The organism is Pseudomonas fluorescens, from assembly GCF_902497895.1.
In the GTDB taxonomy this organism is placed as follows: domain Bacteria; phylum Pseudomonadota; class Gammaproteobacteria; order Pseudomonadales; family Pseudomonadaceae; genus Aquipseudomonas; species Aquipseudomonas fluorescens_BP.
Map to the genome: position 1 here is coordinate 36,402 of NZ_CABVHQ010000006.1, position 16,593 is coordinate 52,994.

Annotated in this window: 14 protein-coding genes and 1 other RNA gene; 7 read left to right on the plus strand and 8 right to left on the minus strand. The window is 59.0% G+C overall.

Annotated features, from left to right (window positions below):
• The first annotated feature begins 79 nt into the window (after nt 1-79).
• The 7 genes from F8N21_RS04520 to F8N21_RS30750 all read left to right on the plus strand — a co-directional run bounded on the left by F8N21_RS04520 (nt 80) and on the right by F8N21_RS30750 (nt 6,387).
• A complete protein-coding gene (locus tag F8N21_RS04520) occupies nt 80-889 on the plus strand; it encodes a hypothetical protein (protein ID WP_150640986.1) in 810 nt (269 codons plus the stop codon).
• Between the two features lie 386 nt (nt 890-1,275).
• Entirely contained in the window at nt 1,276-1,506 is a 231-nt protein-coding gene (locus tag F8N21_RS04530) for a hypothetical protein (protein WP_150640987.1), read from the plus strand.
• A 33-nt stretch (nt 1,507-1,539) separates the two neighbouring features.
• On the plus strand, nt 1,540-2,202 hold the full coding sequence (locus F8N21_RS04535; RefSeq protein ID WP_047296674.1) for a hypothetical protein: 663 nt from the start codon (nt 1,540-1,542) through the stop codon (nt 2,200-2,202).
• A gap of 1,208 nt (nt 2,203-3,410) precedes the next feature.
• Nucleotides 3,411-4,817, plus strand: coding sequence for a YfjI family protein (locus tag F8N21_RS04540; RefSeq protein WP_150640988.1), 1,407 nt, complete (start codon nt 3,411-3,413; stop codon nt 4,815-4,817).
• Entirely contained in the window at nt 4,804-5,157 is a 354-nt protein-coding gene (locus F8N21_RS04545; RefSeq protein WP_150640989.1) for a hypothetical protein, read from the plus strand. Before F8N21_RS04540 ends, F8N21_RS04545 begins: the two co-directional genes overlap by 14 nt.
• Complete coding sequence (locus F8N21_RS04550) at nt 5,141-6,121, plus strand: integrase domain-containing protein (protein WP_150640990.1); 981 nt, start codon at nt 5,141-5,143, stop codon at nt 6,119-6,121. Before F8N21_RS04545 ends, F8N21_RS04550 begins: the two co-directional genes overlap by 17 nt.
• Entirely contained in the window at nt 6,118-6,387 is a 270-nt protein-coding gene (locus F8N21_RS30750) for a hypothetical protein (RefSeq protein ID WP_150640991.1), read from the plus strand. The genes F8N21_RS04550 and F8N21_RS30750 overlap by 4 nt, the downstream gene beginning before the upstream one ends.
• Nucleotides 6,388-6,548: 161 nt before the next feature.
• On the opposite strand, the gene F8N21_RS04560 is transcribed toward F8N21_RS30750, so the two are convergent.
• The 8 genes from F8N21_RS04560 to F8N21_RS04595 all read right to left on the minus strand — a co-directional run bounded on the left by F8N21_RS04560 (nt 6,549) and on the right by F8N21_RS04595 (nt 16,570).
• On the minus strand, nt 6,549-7,805 hold the full coding sequence (locus F8N21_RS04560) for an integrase domain-containing protein (RefSeq protein ID WP_150640992.1): 1,257 nt from the start codon (nt 7,803-7,805) through the stop codon (nt 6,549-6,551).
• Between the two features lie 186 nt (nt 7,806-7,991).
• Nucleotides 7,992-8,385: a transfer-messenger RNA gene (ssrA, locus tag F8N21_RS04565) on the minus strand.
• A gap of 97 nt (nt 8,386-8,482) precedes the next feature.
• Nucleotides 8,483-8,758, minus strand: coding sequence for a hypothetical protein (locus F8N21_RS04570; RefSeq protein ID WP_150640993.1), 276 nt, complete (start codon nt 8,756-8,758; stop codon nt 8,483-8,485).
• A 211-nt stretch (nt 8,759-8,969) separates the two neighbouring features.
• Nucleotides 8,970-11,780: an FAD-binding and (Fe-S)-binding domain-containing protein gene (locus F8N21_RS04575; RefSeq protein ID WP_150640994.1), complete on the minus strand. Its 2,811-nt coding sequence runs from the start codon at nt 11,778-11,780 to the stop codon at nt 8,970-8,972.
• Complete coding sequence (locus F8N21_RS04580) at nt 11,777-12,448, minus strand: LutC/YkgG family protein (RefSeq protein ID WP_150640995.1); 672 nt, start codon at nt 12,446-12,448, stop codon at nt 11,777-11,779. The genes F8N21_RS04575 and F8N21_RS04580 overlap by 4 nt, the downstream gene beginning before the upstream one ends.
• Nucleotides 12,448-13,902, minus strand: coding sequence for a LutB/LldF family L-lactate oxidation iron-sulfur protein (locus tag F8N21_RS04585; RefSeq protein WP_150640996.1), 1,455 nt, complete (start codon nt 13,900-13,902; stop codon nt 12,448-12,450). Before F8N21_RS04585 ends, F8N21_RS04580 begins: the two co-directional genes overlap by 1 nt.
• Nucleotides 13,899-14,723 carry a (Fe-S)-binding protein gene (locus F8N21_RS04590; RefSeq protein ID WP_150640997.1) on the minus strand — a complete coding sequence of 275 codons (825 nt, stop codon included), beginning with the start codon at nt 14,721-14,723 and terminating at the stop codon, nt 13,899-13,901. Before F8N21_RS04590 ends, F8N21_RS04585 begins: the two co-directional genes overlap by 4 nt.
• A 152-nt stretch (nt 14,724-14,875) precedes the next feature.
• On the minus strand, nt 14,876-16,570 hold the full coding sequence (locus tag F8N21_RS04595; RefSeq protein ID WP_150640998.1) for a lactate permease LctP family transporter: 1,695 nt from the start codon (nt 16,568-16,570) through the stop codon (nt 14,876-14,878).
• Between the last annotated feature and the right edge of the window lie 23 nt (nt 16,571-16,593).

The window sequence follows — 16,593 nt, forward strand, 5'->3', positions numbered from 1 at the left end:
CTTGTCAGGCAGGAACAGTGTTCCTAGTATGGCGCCAAGCCAAACGAAGCGGCACCCAACAGTGACGGAGCGGGACGACATGACCATCAAAAAGCAAGCCAAGCCTACTGAAGCACTTCTGAGCTTCGAGGTGTTCTATAACGGCGAGCTGTTTCAAACCGTCGAGTTTTCCAGCCTCCGCAAGTGCAACAACTGGCGCGAAAAGAACCTAGAGACACCGTTCCTTTATGTGATCAAAACGCCTAACTGCAACCGTGAGAGCTGCATCGAGCTGTCCAAGCGCTACTTCTCAACCAAACACCGCGTGTACCCGGATCTATTTGAACGCCCTGTGTGGGACGTCGTGACCGAGGCAGAACTGCAACAGCTTGCAGAGACTCGCATCGTGCGGGAAACCCGCGAACGCACAGGGGTACCGCTTTCTGTCCAAGTCGGCGGCGGTAAATACGACGTCACCATCGTCCACTTTGACAAGCCGATGCGTGACCGCGTTGAGATCATCAAGGGTAACCTGAGCCGCGAAGAAGCTTACGAATTCATTCGCAGCTATGGCACCGATGCCGTCACAAAAGTAGTGACACCAACCGAAGAGGAAGTGAGGCCGGTGACCAAAATGAATCAAGCCGAGCGCCAGCAGCTGATCCTTAGCACATTGCTGGACACCATCAAGCCAGAAAACACTGGCTGGAGAGAAATCGTCAAGGCCATTGAAGCACTGCACGTGGTCAAGCCAGGCGGCTGGCTGGAAGTGCGCGACGTGCTTCAATACGCCTTGGATCAAGGCCGCATCGCTCGCCCTAAGTTCGATCCGCATGCCGATGACGAGTATTACTTTGCAATTACCTCGGTTACCCCTGCCACCCCTGCCACCCCGAAAGCTGAGGAATAAGCACCGGTTGTAGGTGCTCGAAAAGAGAAAGAACCGGTGACGAATTTTGGTGTGTATCCGGGATACGGAACTGAAGACATGTACCCTCGAAAGCCAGACGCCTCATTGCACGACCCATCCCCGGCCTACTTGCGTGGCCTTCTGGAGACGGCAGGCATCACTCAAGAAGCAGCAGCGACCGCGCTCGGCATCACTGACCGGGTTATGCGTTACTACTTGAGTAGCAAAGAGTCGGCCACCTACCGACCAGCGCCCTATGCAATCCAGTACGCGCTTGAACAGCTGGCGGCATACGCTGCGAATAAGCGAAGCGTTAAACGCACTTGAGTTCATAGATGGGCCGCCGGCCATCGCATACCCACCTGGCATTGGCAGCCGAGAGTTTTATGCGCACTTTTCAGCAGCTTCTTGCGCAGGTAAGTACGGAGGTCCAGAAATATACCTCGGTGCTGTTCTTGACCGGCGGCATGTCCCTAGAACCCTACGTGATTGAAGCGGTAAAGCAGGCCTTCCCGCAATGCGATATAGCACCCAGTGGAGCCTCACTGGGAGTCGTCGATGGACTGTCGGTGTACGCATCATTGACCCAGGATGTTCCGGTTCCCGAGCCCGCCTGAACACCCCGTAACTCTAAATGACCAAGGAACGTCATGATTGACTCAGTAGTTTCAATATCCGAACAAGCGTTTTTCAGTATCGTCACTTCAGCATTGGAGGCTTATAAACTGGAGCATGTTTTAACCTGCGGCGACTCTGCGGCGGGCGTAGAAACGTTCGGGCACCTGTGGGGGTACTGCCAGCCACTCATTGGCAGAAACATGATGCACAGGGTGGTATGGGCAGACACATCCACAGCCGTTGAAAGAGACCAGGGCTCAGTCTCCTATACCGATGAGGCGCAAGAGCTGAAACAAGGCTTTATCGACACGTTTTTTCCTGAGGTCTGCTACCTGGGTGATTATCACAGTCACCCATACAGCCACGAAGATGACGAAATCAAAACCGAACTCGAGCTTGAGCGAGGTCACCTTTATCGATTTTCCGAAGGGGATTTCCGCTCGGTTAAATCTTTGCAGGATAAGGCACTGGACTACCGGGTTGGCCTTGTGGCCACCGTGTTCGAGCGTGAGCGGAAAGTGAAGCGATCACTGAAGAAACTGGACGGCGAAAGTTGCATCAGATTTCAGTACCTGAACATGACGATCTGGCTGAAGGCCTATGTCTGGACCTCGGACGACAACGATAACTATCGGCGCAAGGCGGACAAGATGGTACGTCTGGTGTGTCCAAGTTTGAATTTGTTGGCTGCGTGACGCGGTATGAGAGGTGTTCGGATCGACAGGTCGGCAGCCTGATGCAGGTATTGCCAGGGCCGACCGCGTGTTCAAGGACTAGCAGGGCGGTTTGCTCGGGGCTACATCGGTATCCCGACCAACAAGTTTCGATGCTTGAGGCTGTAATTGACGTATGAAACTTTGCCTTTCCCGCTAAACCCTCCGATCCAGCGATCTTTGATCGCGCCGATCGGAGGGTTCACTCGCTTTTTCTCGAAGCTACCGCGTTCCACTTTCTCCTTTCAGATTTGATTAGCGCAGCGCCTTCCTTTGCCCCTTAGCAATCGCCCGCGATCTCTATCGAGCGCAGCGCCTTTTCAGTGTCAGAGCGGATCTTTTCGTGGGGGTATGAATGTAGGTGTGGCGACAGCGGCGACAGCGGCGACAACGCACGTAGAACGTGGCGTGGAGCATGGCGACAAAAGTGGCGACAGTCGCCACTTTTTTCACGCCTTGGTCGTGACGCTTGACCGCCTTTTCGAGTGGGTATAAAAATTGGCGCACGGATCGCTGTCGTTGACAGCACCTGCCCAGGTAGTCAGAACCTTTAAGGCTACGCCACTTGCGTGGTGGTTCTCCCGAAGTGCGATTAGCGTCCGGCGGCTCGCACGGTCACTCTCCAAGGGTGATGGATGCCTACTCGACTTATCTGCCCACTGCGGCAGACGATGGACCTTCCTCGCTGCGCTGCAGCAACCTCCTCCCTTGGCCCACCTCGCTGCGCCAGACTACGCCCGTCTCTTTCTTCTGGAAAGAGACGGGCGCTCGTACCACTGCTGCAAGCCACGTCGTACAGGGCATTGCCGCAACTCTCCTCGTGACAATCGACCTGACAAATCCGATTCGTCGCCATCCGCAACGACACAGGCACCGGTGCCGCAGCCCATGGAAGTGCTGCACCTGACTGACAGTCAGGCATGCCCCAGGTGTCCATGTCTTTGCCTTCTCCTACCCAGGATCTCCAGGTGCCGAGTTCGTCAGTCGGCACAGCCTCCGCCCGCCCGCATCTTCGGATGCGCCAAGGAGGCCAGATTCATGGGTTCATGCCCTCGCTCCCGGTCGGAAGGAGCCGTTCGTTCCACGTCAGTGAACACCTCACAGGCCGCAGGGGCCTTGATCCCTGATAACACTCAACAGCCGTGGCGGGACTACGTGAGGACAACCAGCAATGAACGAGGAGAGGGCCCATGCAGCAGTTAGATCCGAAGCTTGTACTCCCACGACCGCCTCGACCGCTGATTGAGTCGAATCCAGTGGCCCAGCCTTATCCGGTGCAGGCACTGGGTGGGATTCTTGGGCCTGCGGTGGAGCGCATGGCCGAGGTGATCGGCGTGCCCCAGGCACTTGCTGCGCAATCGGTGTTGGCTGCCTCGGCCCTGGCCACCCAAGGCCATGCGGGGTTACAACTCGACGGAAGAAATTATCCACTGTCGCTGTACCTGATCACCGTGGCCGCGTCCGGCGATCGCAAAACGGCGGCAGATCGATGTGCGTTACTGCCAGCACGGCAATGGGAGCGCGAGCAGTGGCAGCGCTACCGTGAACAGCTTGCCCGCTACCGCGCCGCACAGCGACAGGCGCAGCGTCTCAATCCTGCCGATCCTGAGTCCGCGAACGGGGTGTCGCTCGAAGCAGAGCCCTCAGCCCCTAGGCTGATCACCACGGACCCGACTATCGAGGCCCTGATCAAAGGGCTCTGCCATGACTTGCCCAGCATGGGCCTGTTCTGTGACGAGGGCGGACAGTTCCTCGGCAGCAGCACCATGAGTCGGGATAACCGCTTGAAAGCGGTCACGACCTTATCGTCACTCTGGGATGGCAGCCCGATAGATCGCGCGCGCTCCATGGTTGGTGAAAGCCTGCGGGCTTATGATCGGCGCTTGAGCCTGCACCTGATGCTGCAGCCGTACTTGGCCATGCAGTTACTCAGTGATCCGTTGCTGCAGGGGCAAGGCATTCTCGGTCGCTGCCTGATGACCTGGCCCACCAGCCTGGCTGGACAACGCAGCTACCAGGCTGTCGACTTGTCCAAAGATGCCGCCCTAAAGCGCTATCACCACCGCCTTTCGGCGCTGTTTCATCAGCCCTGGTCACTTACCTCTGACGGTGCCTTGCGGCTGTCACCGCTGAGCCTCAGTCCACTGGCTCGTCGTCGCTGGATTGATCTGCATGATGCCATCGAAGCCCAGTTGGGTGAGTTTGGTGAGCTGGCCAGCGTGCGCCCCAGCGGATCGAAGGCCGCCGACAACCTGCTGCGCGTCGCCGGCATCCTGGCCGTCGTGGAGGAGAGCAGTGCAGTGGAGGTCGACCATATCCAACGGGCCTCGGCCTTGGTTGGCTACTACCTCACCGAGATCCAGCGCCTGACCGAACAGGAACCGGTGTGCCGGGTAAAGGAGGAGGCGGACCGGCTGCTGCGCTGGCTGCGGGTCAAAGATTGGAAGCGCTTCAGTATTCGAGAGCTGAACCGCAACGGTCCCCGCTTTGCCCGTAAGAGCAGTCGTCATGCCGCCAAGCTGTTGGTCGAGTTGATTGATCATCAGTGGCTGATCACCGATGGCCACACCTTCGAGGTGCGCCATGTTCAATCTTGATGAAGCGCTGCGCCACCATCTGGCTCAGCGCCAAAAGGAGCCGAAAGCGCGGTTTGTCGCCGCGACTGTCGCCACTTTGTCGCCACGCTCAAAACCAGGCAGGACAAGGGTTGTCGCCGCTGTCGCCGATGTCGCCACCACCCGTAAAACTATCACCTCGACGACAGCCCTCATTCAATGGTTGGAAGAGGAGGGAGCGATCCTCTTCGTCATGAACAATTCGCTGTATTTTCGCCCGACTGATGGGGCCCAGCTCGCCATCGTGAGTGCGCACTGGCAAGTCCTCTTGCATGATCTCGCGGCAGTCGATCAGGAGCAGAGCAATGGCTCGGGTCGGTAAGCGAGCGGGGCGCAATTTCGGCTTTGGTCGTCAGCTCAGCTATGCCGGCCCGCAAGCCCTGAAAGATCTGTTCGGCGACGGCCATTTTGCTACCGTCAAAGCCCATAGCGATCGCTGGCAGGCCTTCGTGCAATGGTGTCGATCCGAGGAAGGACCAGGACTCAACGACGCGCGACAGATCGACCGTGAGATCCTTATGCGGTACGCCTTCCATTTGCGCGAGCAGGTTGATCAGGGCAACGTTGGCATCGCCACCGCGCAGAACCGCCTGTCCAGCGTGAACCGAACGATGGCCGCGCTGCGCGGTGATCAGTACGTCAAAATCCCCAGTCCGAGCAAGGCGCTGGGCTTGCAGCGCTCAAGCGTGCGTAGTGAGGCCCCGCAAGGCCAAGACCGTGCGCAGGTCGAGTTGATCGCACGGGCACTGTCAGATCGTCAGCAATCGAGGGTAAGTGCCATTGTGCTCCTCGCCCGTGAGACTGGTATGCGCCTGCGCGAAGCGATCCTGGCCGATCTGCCCCGACTGCAACGTGAGGTTCGGCAACTGGGCAAGATCAACATCCAGGATGGCACCAAAGGTGGTCGATCAGGGGCCTCGGCACCGCGTTGGATTACGGTCACGGATCAAGTTCGCGATGCCCTGGATTGGGCCAGCGCGACCTCACCCAATGGCAGCCGGAATTTGTTGGCGCCCGACGAAAGCTACAAAGACTTCATACAAAAGGTCGTGCGGCCGGCACGGGACCTCCTGCATGAGCAGGGGTTGAAAGGTTTTCATGAGCTACGGGCGGCTTACGCCTGTGAGCGCTTTGAGCAAATGACCGGCTTCCCTGCCCCCGTCAATGGCGGTCGTGTTCATCGAGAAGATCGGGAGCTTGATCAGCGTGCACGACAGCAGATCAGCCATGAGTTGGGGCATAACCGCATCGATGTGGTGAGTGCCTACATCGGAGGTCGGCGATGAAGTTTGAATTTGACATGGCGTTGTTTCTGAGCCCCGTGCTCAAAGGTGCGCATGCCACGCGGCAAAGGCACATCAGACAGGCAGAAAGGATGCACGAGGTAATTCGTGAGCGCTGGAGTTGCGCAACTCCTTGGTCCTGGAGGGACAAACACGTGAGATGGTTTCTGGAGCACTACCTGCGATGCTCAACTCCAGCTACCGTCTACTACTACGAATTGACAGCAGGGTTGATCCGCCGCAGAAAGGCGCAACTCGTGGTTGCCTGATAGACCTTTTAAGCGTGAGCCCCTGAGTATGGGAACGCGGAGCCTTCCCATACTCAGGGGCTTGGCCGAAGAAGCGCAGGCATGCGAGAGGTTTAGCGATAGTCGTCATTTCTGTCGCCATGCTCCACGACACGGATGGCATGGATTGTCGCCGGTGATGCTTAGCGTATCGGCACCACGTTACGGTCCCTGGTTTGATTGATGGCAGATGCCGACAGGCTGCCGGTGGCCGCCTTCTGGATATGTTCACTCCACCAGGCCATCATCGGACGCCGGCGTTCGATGTAATCGGTCCGGTTGTAGGCGCTACGAACTTCGTCCTTGTCGACATGCGCCAGCGCGACCTCGATCAGCTCCGGATCCCAGCCATGCTCATTCAGGATGGTGCTCGCCATCGAGCGCAAGCCGTGGCTGACTAGACGGTCCTGAAAGCCCATGCGCTTCAACGCCATGTTGGCGGTCTGGCTATTGGCATGGGTGCGGGGGTTTCTATCTGAGGGGAACACGTACTCTCTGTTACCGCTGAGTTGCTTGAGCGTCTCCAGTAACGAAAGTGCCTGATCGGTAAGAGGGATTGTGTGCGGCCGACGCTTTTTCATGCGCTCTGGCGGAATGGTCCAAATGCACTTGTCGAAGTCGATATCTGCCCATCGTGTGGTGGCTGCTTCGGCAGGGCGGGTCATCGTGTGCAACTGCCATTCGATCAGGCAGCGGGTCGTGCGCTTGATGCTGGCGTTCGCGATTTCCATCATGAGCTCGGGAAGCTCCTCAGGTGGTAGCGCAGCCATGTTCTCTTTCTTGGGTTTCTTGAACACCGCCCGAATTCCATTGAGGGGGTTCGCAAATATCAGCCCGGAGTTGACCCCGTAGGTCATGATCTCGTTGAGTCGTTGGCTCAATCGTTTCACGGTTTCGAGGCTCCCTTTGGCCTCGATTGGGCGAAGGATCTTGATAACCATCGGAGCAGTGATTTGAGAGAGCGGCGTTGTTTTCATGCTTGGGAAAACATGAAGCGTCAGCGATCTCCAAATGTCTTCGGCGTAGGCTTTGGTTACGGAGTCTTTCTTCAGCTCGAACCAGGCAGTGGCCACCTTCTCGAAAGTGTGTTCAATCTCAGCAAGTTTGGCTTGCCTTACCTCGTCACGCTGGGTTTTGGGATCAGTGCCCAAAGCGAGCAACTCACGCGCCTCTGCGGCTTTCTTCCGGGCGTTGGCTAGGGAGAGGTCGGGGTAAGGACCAAGCGCCATGTTGATACGGCTTCTGGTCAACGGCTCGCGGTAATTGAAATTCCACATCATCGAGCCGCTGGCGCGTACTCGAAGCTGCAAGCCATCGCCGTCGCTGAGGACGAAGTCTTTACCAGTTGCCTTGACCGCCTTGAGCTGGCGATCGGAGAGGCGGGTTGCGTTAGTAGGCATGGGGGCTACCTCCAGCACCGTTTTGGTATCCTGAAAATAGCATTTGGTAGTCCGGGATACCACCTGGGATACCAAAGCGCCTGGAACTCAGAAACTCTCCAAAGACCCCAAAGGCGCCGAACCCCCTGTATTCATTGAATTTCAGGCACAAAAAAAGACGTCCGTGGACGTCTTTAGATGATGAAGTGGTGGAGCCGGGGGGATTTGAACCCCCGTCCGCCAGTACTCCGCTGTCGGTACTACATGCGTAGCCGTGTCTATTAAGTTAACCCTCAGCGACCCGACGGGCAGGGTGCATTGGGCGAGTTGTGTGAGTTTTAGCCGCTTCGTCCACAACGTACTGCACGGCGATTCTGTTCTATATGACAATCACTTTGGGTTTACAGACATCCCCTGATGATTGCTGGACCCGAAGGTACCAGGAGGGAAGGGCTAAGGCTGCTTACGCAGCGAGAGCGTATTCCCCGTAGGTTTCGTCATTGGCAACTATAGAAAGTTGCAACAGTGGATTTACGAGTTCTGTTACCAACTCGGCATGCACCTAAAGTTTCGCAACCGGCGTCGAATCCTAAACGGCCCCGAACTCACTGCTCTGTGAATCAATTCAAGCAGCAAGCACGTGTAGTGTACGTCAACGCGGTCCATAAGGCCAACCCGAAGGTTGGCCTGTCCGCGCGTCACTTGTTGGCCGGGTTTCGGGTCTGGATTTTTTGCAGTGTCGAGCTTGTTTCGTCGATGCATTTCTTGTCGTCGCCAGCGGCCTGGGCCTTTTTAGCTTTTTCCAGCGAGGCTTTTACGTTGTCCACGGCGGTCTCTGATGTCGAGGGTGCGGTGGTCAGCGCGTCTTCGATGGCTTGTATATTTGCCGCACAAAGATCTTTGTCCGCAGCAAACACCGGTGAGGCCAACATTGCAGCGGTGATGAACAATCCAGCAATTGCAGAACGCTTCATGGGTATCTCCTTATGCATGACGGCTCGGTGCTGCCGGTCGATGGGGCCGCTGGCCGAGGTGGTTAAAAGCCCATTCATGGGGTCTCGCTAAATGACTATAGCCGCACGCCGGCATTCGGTATTTTTTGCCGATTGAATGGAAAAAGCCGGTCATACCGCAGCAAAGCGCAAAAAAAAGGGGCGAAAACGCCACTTTTTTAACAGATCGCCCTTATACAGTGCGTGCTTTAGTCACCCGGTCCACCAGGTAGACCAGCCCGTGATAGTCGATCCCGCCATGCTGGCTCAGGCCGATTTCGCAGGTGCGGCTGGTGGAGATGCCTTCGCTGCAATGCTGCACCGCGTCCTTCAAGGTGCGTAGCGAGTGGGCATTCAATTGCGGCGTAGTGAAACCTTTGTCGCCGGCAAAACCGCAGCAGTGAATACCTTCCGGGATGACCACGTTCTTGCTGCAACGCCGGGCCAGATCGATCAACGCCTGGCTTTCGCCCAGGTGCTGAGTGCTGCAGGTGACGTGCACCGCAATCGGTTCTTCCTGGGGGGTGAAGTCCAGCCGGTCCATCAAATGGGTGCGAATGAAGCGCACCGGATCGTATATATCCAGGCGCACTTCCCCGAGGTCTTGCACCAGGCGCAGGGTGCAGGGGCTGGTGTCGCAGTAGATCGGGTCGAGGCCGCCGCGGCTGGCGTGCAGGAGTGCCCCAATCATTTCCTGGCGTTTGTGTTCGGCTTGTTCCGCATAACCTTTGGAGGCAAATGGTTGACCGCAGCACAGGCTGTCCAGGTTGTCCGGGAACACCACCTGGTAACCGGCCTTTTCCAGCAGGCCGCGGGTTTTGTCGTAGAGCGACATCTGCTCCTTGTCGCCTGCGGCGGGTCCCATGACTCGTGACACGCAGGCGGCCAGATAAACCACCCGCGGACGATGGTCCGTCACCGTCGGGCTGAAGCGAATGGCCCGCTCCGGTTGCGGCATGGCGTTGGTCCATTGCGGGACTTTACCTTTGGACACCTTGGTCACTGCCGCAGAGATCTTCGCCAGCCGTGGCGCGCCCAACAACATCCGCGCACCGTTGGCCGCATGCAGGGTGAAGCGCGCGCCTTGCAGTGCGGTTTCAAAGTGCATACCCAGCCAGTCAGCGGTTTTGATGTGAGTGGCGGTGCGGCCACGCAGTTTCTTCACCAGTTCACCGGTGTTGATCCCGACCGGGCAACGTTGCGCACACAGTCCGGTGGCGGCACAGGTGTCGAGGCCTTGATATTCGTAGGCTTGTTCCAGTTCGGTGGTGTCGATGCCGGCGCGTTTTTTTGCCTGGATATCGCGCCAGATCACAATGCGCTGGCGTGGGCTGAGGGTCAGGCCTTTCGACGGGCAGACCGGTTCGCAAAAACCGCACTCGATGCACTTATCCACAATCTCGTCGGCGGCGGGCAGTGGCTTGAGGTGTTTGAGGTGGATCTGCGGATCTTCGCTGAGGACCACGTCCGGGTTGAGAATCCCCCTTGGATCCAGCAGACGCTTGAGCTGCCACATCAACTGGTACGCGTCGCTGCCCCATTCCAGTTCCACGAAAGGCGCCATGTTGCGGCCGGTGCCGTGTTCGGCTTTCAGCGAGCCGCCGAATTCCACTGCCACCAGTTGCGCGACGTCGTCCATGAAGGCCTGGTAACGCGCGACTTCTTCGGCGCTGTTGAAGCCTTGGGTGAAGACGAAATGCAGGTTGCCTTCCAGGGCATGGCCGAACAGGATCGCTTCGTCGTAGTGGTGCTTGTCGAACAGCTCGATCAGGCGGTTTACGCCGAGGGCCAGTTGTTCGACCGGGAAGGTCACGTCTTCGATGATCACCGTGGTCCCGGTTTTGCGCACCGCGCCGACCGCGGGGAAGGTGTCTTTACGGATCGCCCAGAGTCTGGCGTTTTCCACCGGGTCTTCGGTGAAGTCGACCTGTTTTTCCACCGGGAACGCGACCAGCGAAGCCATGATCTGCGTCAGTTGTTCCTGCAGCAGCTTTGAGGTGGCGGCGCGGGATTCGATCAGCAAGGCGCAGGCGTTGGCCGACAGTTGCTGGACGAAGGCCGGCATTCCGGGTTTGTCCTGCACCGAGCGCATGCTGCGACGGTCCAGCAGTTCGACCGCTGAGACCGGTTGGCTTTTCAGCACGCTGACGGCGTTGCAGCAGGTCTCGACATCGGGGAAGACGATCAGCGCCGAAGCTTTGTTCGGATGGTCGATCACGGTGTCGTAGGTCACCGCGCTGATAAAACCGAGAGTGCCTTCGGAGCCGACCAGCAGGTGGCTGAGAATATCCAGTGGTTCGTCGAAATCCACCAGGGCATTGAGTGACAGGCCGGTGGTGTTTTTCAGGCGATATTTATGGCGGATTCTTGCGGCCAGTTCGGTGTTGGCGCGAGTCTCGCGACCGAGGGTTGCCAGGCGTTCCAGCAAGTCCCGATGACTATCACGCAAGGCCGCGACGCTGGCCGGGTCTTCTGTATCGATGCGGCTGCCGTCCGCCAGGACCAGGCGAATTCCGGCCAGGGTGTGATAGGTGTTTTGCGCGGTACCGCAGCACATGCCGCTGGCGTTATTGGCCACAATGCCGCCGATTTTGCAGGCGTTGATCGAGGCCGGGTCCGGGCCGATCTTGCGCCCGAACGGGGCCAGCCAGGCATTTGCCTGAGCGCCGATGACACCCGGTTGCAGGCGGATCTGCGTGCCCTCGCCACGTACTTCGCGGCCGTTCCAGTTATCGCCGAGGACGATCAGCACCGAGTCGCTGATGGCCTGGCCCGAGAGGCTGGTGCCGGCGGCGCGGAAGGTCACTGGAACCTGGTCACGTTGCGCCAGCTTGAGCAGGGCAACCACTTCGTCTTCGGACTCGACGCGAATCACCAGCTTGGGAATCAACCGATAGAAGCTGGCGTCAGTGCCAAACGCGAGGGTCGAGAGCGGGTCATCAAAACGTCGATCCTGGGGAATCAGTTGCTGTGCATCACGCAGAAAAGCGGCCGGTAGACTCATTGGTCCTCCAGGATCAGCACGACCAGGTCTTTCGGGCCGTGAGCGCCGTAAGCCAGGATTTGTTCGATATCGGCAGTCTTCGACGGGCCGGACACCAGCAAGGCGTTGGTCGGCATGCCTTGGGCCCAGTTGAATTGCTGTTGTACCTGATAAAAGTTGTCATGGATTTCGCTGGCCTTGAGCAGGGCGAAATGCACCGGTGGCACCAGGCTCATCAAGCGCGGCTCTTCGCGGGTCGGCCAGATAATCAGGCTGCCCGTGGCGGCGATGGCGCCGAGGGTGGTGGTGAGGCTGGCCGGGGTGTCGTTGAACAACTCGGCTTTCCATTCTTCCACGGGGCGGTCGTAGGCCTTGAGCGTCGGCAGCGTCGGATGTTGTGCCCAATGCTCGGTCACGCGCTGGCCGTGTGGCGTCGTTGGCGCGATCAGCAGGCTGGGCAGTTGGCGGTCATGCAGCAATTGTGCGAGCAGTTCCGGCCAGGCCTGTTCGCGGGTCAGGTGGATTTCGGTGTGGACCGCTTCCATCAGTTTGCGCAATTGGGCGATGCGCTGTTCCGGTGGATAGGTCCAGGGCTCGGTGACCAGCGCTTCGTCGAAGTTATCGGCCAGCGGCGTAGTGCCGGTCAGGCTGTTGCGCAGTTTGTTGAGGATATTCTGCTTGGCGCTCATCAACGATCTCCCTGTTTGGCCAGGTGTTCGCGGGCCATGTCATGCAGTGAACGGGCGGCAGGCTTCGGCGCGCTGTGGTTTTGCGTCCAGGGGCCGACGTTACTTGGCGTCAAGCCGCGCAGGCGGGTGGCGCAGAAGACGAACAACCGATACAAGGTCGGCGAAGCATTGAGCCGGGCCCAGGCATTCCAGATGAAGCGTTCCTTGCGCGAGTACTTGCTGCCCTGGCCGCGCATCACTTGATTGGGGCTGTCCGGGGCTTTGACGTTTTCTTCGCGCAGGCGGCGCAGCAACGCCGGGATCGGAATCTTTACCGGGCACACTTCACCGCAGGCGCCGCACAACGACGAAGCACTCGGATGATCCGGGACTTTCGCCAGGCCGACCATATGCGGGGTGATGATTTTACCGATCGGGCCGGGGTAAACCTCGCCGTAGGCATGTCCACCGATGCGGGTGTAAACCGGGCAATGGTTCATGCAGGCGCCGCAGCGGATGCAGTTCAGGGTCTGGCGCAGTTCGCTGTCGGCAAAGGCCTGACTGCGACCGTTGTCCAGCAGCACCAGGTGCACTTCTTGCGGACCGTCGAGTTCATGGGCCTTGCGTGGGCCGGAGATCATGTTGACGTAGGTGGTGATCGGCTGGCCGAGGGCCGAGCGTGTCAGCAGCGACAGTAGCGGTACAACGTCGCGCAGGTTCTCGACGACTTTCTCGATCCCGGTAACGGCAATGTGCACCGGCGGCACGGTGGTCGACATGCGGCCGTTGCCTTCGTTCTCCACCAGCAGCAGGGTGCCGGTTTCGGCCACGGCGAAGTTGACGCCGGAGACGCCGATGTCTGCCTCGAAGAATTTCTGCCGCAAGACTTTGCGACCGATCTGAATGAGTTGGTCAACGTCCTTGGTGTACTCCACGCCAAGTTTGTCGTGGAACAAGGACGCGACCTGACCGGCATTCTTGTGGATCGCCGGCATAATGATGTGTGAAGGCTTCTCGTGGTCGAGCTGGACGATGAATTCGCCCATGTCCGACTCCAGGCATTCAATGCCTTGAGCCTCGAGGACATGGTTCATCTCCATCTCTTCGCTGACCATCGATTTGCCCTTGATCACTTGCCGCGCCTCGTGAGCGCGGATGATCGATAAGACGATGCCATTGGCCTCGTCCACCGTTTCCGCCCAGTGCACTGTCACACCGTTGCGGGTCAGGTTCTGTTCAAGCTGCTCGAGCAGATCGGGCAGCCTGGATAACGCACGAGCGCGGACCGCATTGCCGAGCGTTCGCAAATGTTCCCGTTCGTGGGCATCGCTGAACGACGCCGCACGTTTGCTCATCAGTGAATCCATCGCGCTGCGAAAATTGTTTCGCAGTTGCGGGTCGGCCAGGGCCTCGTGAGCCCGAGCGCGAAAATCTTCTTCAATGGCAACCGTTGGAATCAGCGTGGAAGTGTTCATCGAGCACCTCCGGTACGCTGCCAGAGGAAGCTGGCCAGATGTTGGCCACGCAACGCTTCTTGCTGTTTTTCCAGCGAGCCATTGATGTTCATCAAACAGCCGCAGTCGGCACTCAGCACCTGGTGCGCGCCGGACTCCTTCAGCGCGCGGGTCTTGTCGATGACCATCGCGCCGGAAATGTCCGGCATTCGGACGCTGAACGTCCCGCCAAAGCCACAGCATTCGCTTTCGTGGCTGTGTTCTACCCGTTCCACGTTGCTCAGTTGCGACAACAACTCACGCCCGTGCAGATGGGTGTTCATTTCCCGCCGCGCCGAGCACGAGGTGTGCAACGCCACCTTGACCGGTTGGCCGCTGTCCTTGAGCTGCACCTTGCAGACAAACAACAGGAACTCGGCGAGTTCATAAGTCCGTGCCGCCAGGGCCTGAACCTGTTGCAGCGTGTCCGGCTCGTCCTTGAACAAGTCGGCGTAGTGTTCGCGCAGCATTCCCGCGCAGGAACCCGAAGGCACCACCACCGGATAGTCCCCGGCGAACAGCGCCAGTTGCGAGCGCGCTACTTGCCGTGCCTGATCGGTGTAACCCGAGGTGTAGGCCGGTTGCCCGCAACAGCTTTGCCCTTGCGGATACTCGACACGAATACCTTCGCGTTCGAGCAGGTGAATCGCGTCCATCCCGGCTTCGGGGTAGAACAAGTCGACCACGCAGGTACCGAACAGGTAGACCCGCTGCGGTTTTTCGCTGGGGTACTGGCGCGGTTCGGGGATTGGCGGTGCGACGCGGGTCGCGTTCGGCACGGCGTTGTAAAAAAGCTCACTCATCAGGCGTGTCTCCGGGTGGTCCCGGTTATCCGTCTGCGGCAGCGGCTGAAATATACAGCGTGAAGCTTTCAGCAGCCTTGCAGACCGGGTTGTGAATAGCTGACGCCGGGGTCGTGGCCCGGCGTCGGTTTTTACCCTAAAGAGTGTGGCACTTAGTGCACCAGCATGCCGGTGAACCAATAGGCCTGGGCCAGGGTGATCAGGCCGACGATGGTGGCAAAGAACAGGCTGTGCTTGAGGGTGAAGCGGAACAGGTCGGATTCCTTGCCCACCAGGCCGGTCGCGGCGCAGGCCACGGCGATCGATTGCGGGGAAATCATCTTGCCAGTCACGCCGCCGCTGGTGTTCGCCGCTACCAACAAGACATCACTGACACCAATCTGGTGCGCGGTGGTGGCTTGCAGTGAGCTGAAGAGCGCGTTGGACGAAGTGTCCGAACCGGTCAGGAACACGCCCAGCCAGCCGAGGAACGGCGAGAAGAACGGGAACGCTGCGCCAGTGCCGGCCAGGACCAGAGCCATGGTCGACGACATGCCCGAATAGTTAGTGACGAAGGCGAACGCCAGCACCATCCCGATCGACAGAATCGGCCAGCGCAACTCGTAGAAGGTTTCTTTTAAAGTGGTCAGACCAGTTTTGACGTGGATGTTCAGCACCCACATCGAGATCAGCGCGGAGAAAAAAATCGCCGTGCCGGTCGCCGAGATCGGATCGAGCTTGAACACGGCCGGGATCGCCGTCGGTGCGGCGACGATCGGCGCGACTTTGATCACCAACTGGTCCAGGTGCGGTATAGCGATGTTGAACACCCAGCCGTACATCGAGCCGCCGGCGGCAAACATTGCCTTGAACGGTTTGAGGGTCCAGATGGTGACCAGTACGGTGAGAATCAGGAACGGCGACCAGGCCTTGAAAATTTCACCGAGACTGTAGGGCGAAGCCACGGTGCTGCGTGGCAGGCCGAAACCGCCGGCACTGGCGCCCACCACGGAAGCCGAGACGGCACCGACGATGTGTTGGCCTGCGGCGCGCTTTGGCTGCCAGACTTTCAGGAACAACGTCAGGGAAATCAGGCTGGCCAGGGCCGAGGTGATGTCCGGCAGTTCCGGGCCGATGAAGTTCGAGGTGAAGTACTGGGTGACGGCAAAGCTCAGCCCAGCCACCAGTGCCGCCGGCCAGGTTTCCCGCACGCCGCGCAGGCCGTCCATCATGAACACCAGCCAGAACGGCACGAACAGCGACAGCAGCGGCAGCTGGCGGCCGGTCATGGCACCGATCTTGAACGCGTCGATGCCGGTGACTTGCCCGGCGACGATGATTGGAATCCCCAGCGCGCCGAATGCTACCGGAGCGGTGTTGGCGATCAGGCACAGGCCGGCGGCATACAGTGGGTTGAAGCCCAGGCCGACCAACAGTGCAGCGGTAATGGCTACCGGAGCGCCGAAACCGGCGGCACCTTCAAGAAAAGCCCCGAAGCAGAAGCCGATCAGCAGGACCTGCAGGCGTTGATCGTCGGTAATCGACATCACCGAGCTGCGGATCACTTCGAACTGACCACTCTTGACCGTCAGTTTGTAGAGGAACACCGCGGCGACAATGATCCAGGCGATGGGCCACAGACCGTAGGCAAAACCGTAGCCGGCAGCCGCGAACGCCATGTCGACCGGCATCTGGAAGGCAAAGATCGCCACCAGGATAGACAGCGCCAGGGTAATGCTCCCGGCGACGTGTCCTTTGAGGCGGAACACGGCCAAGGCCAGGAAGAAAAATACGATGGGGATGACGGCCGCGAGAGCGGACCAGCCGAGACTGCCGAGTGGGCTGTAGAGCTGTTGCCAGGTTTGCATATGGGGTGACCCCTAATTGTTGT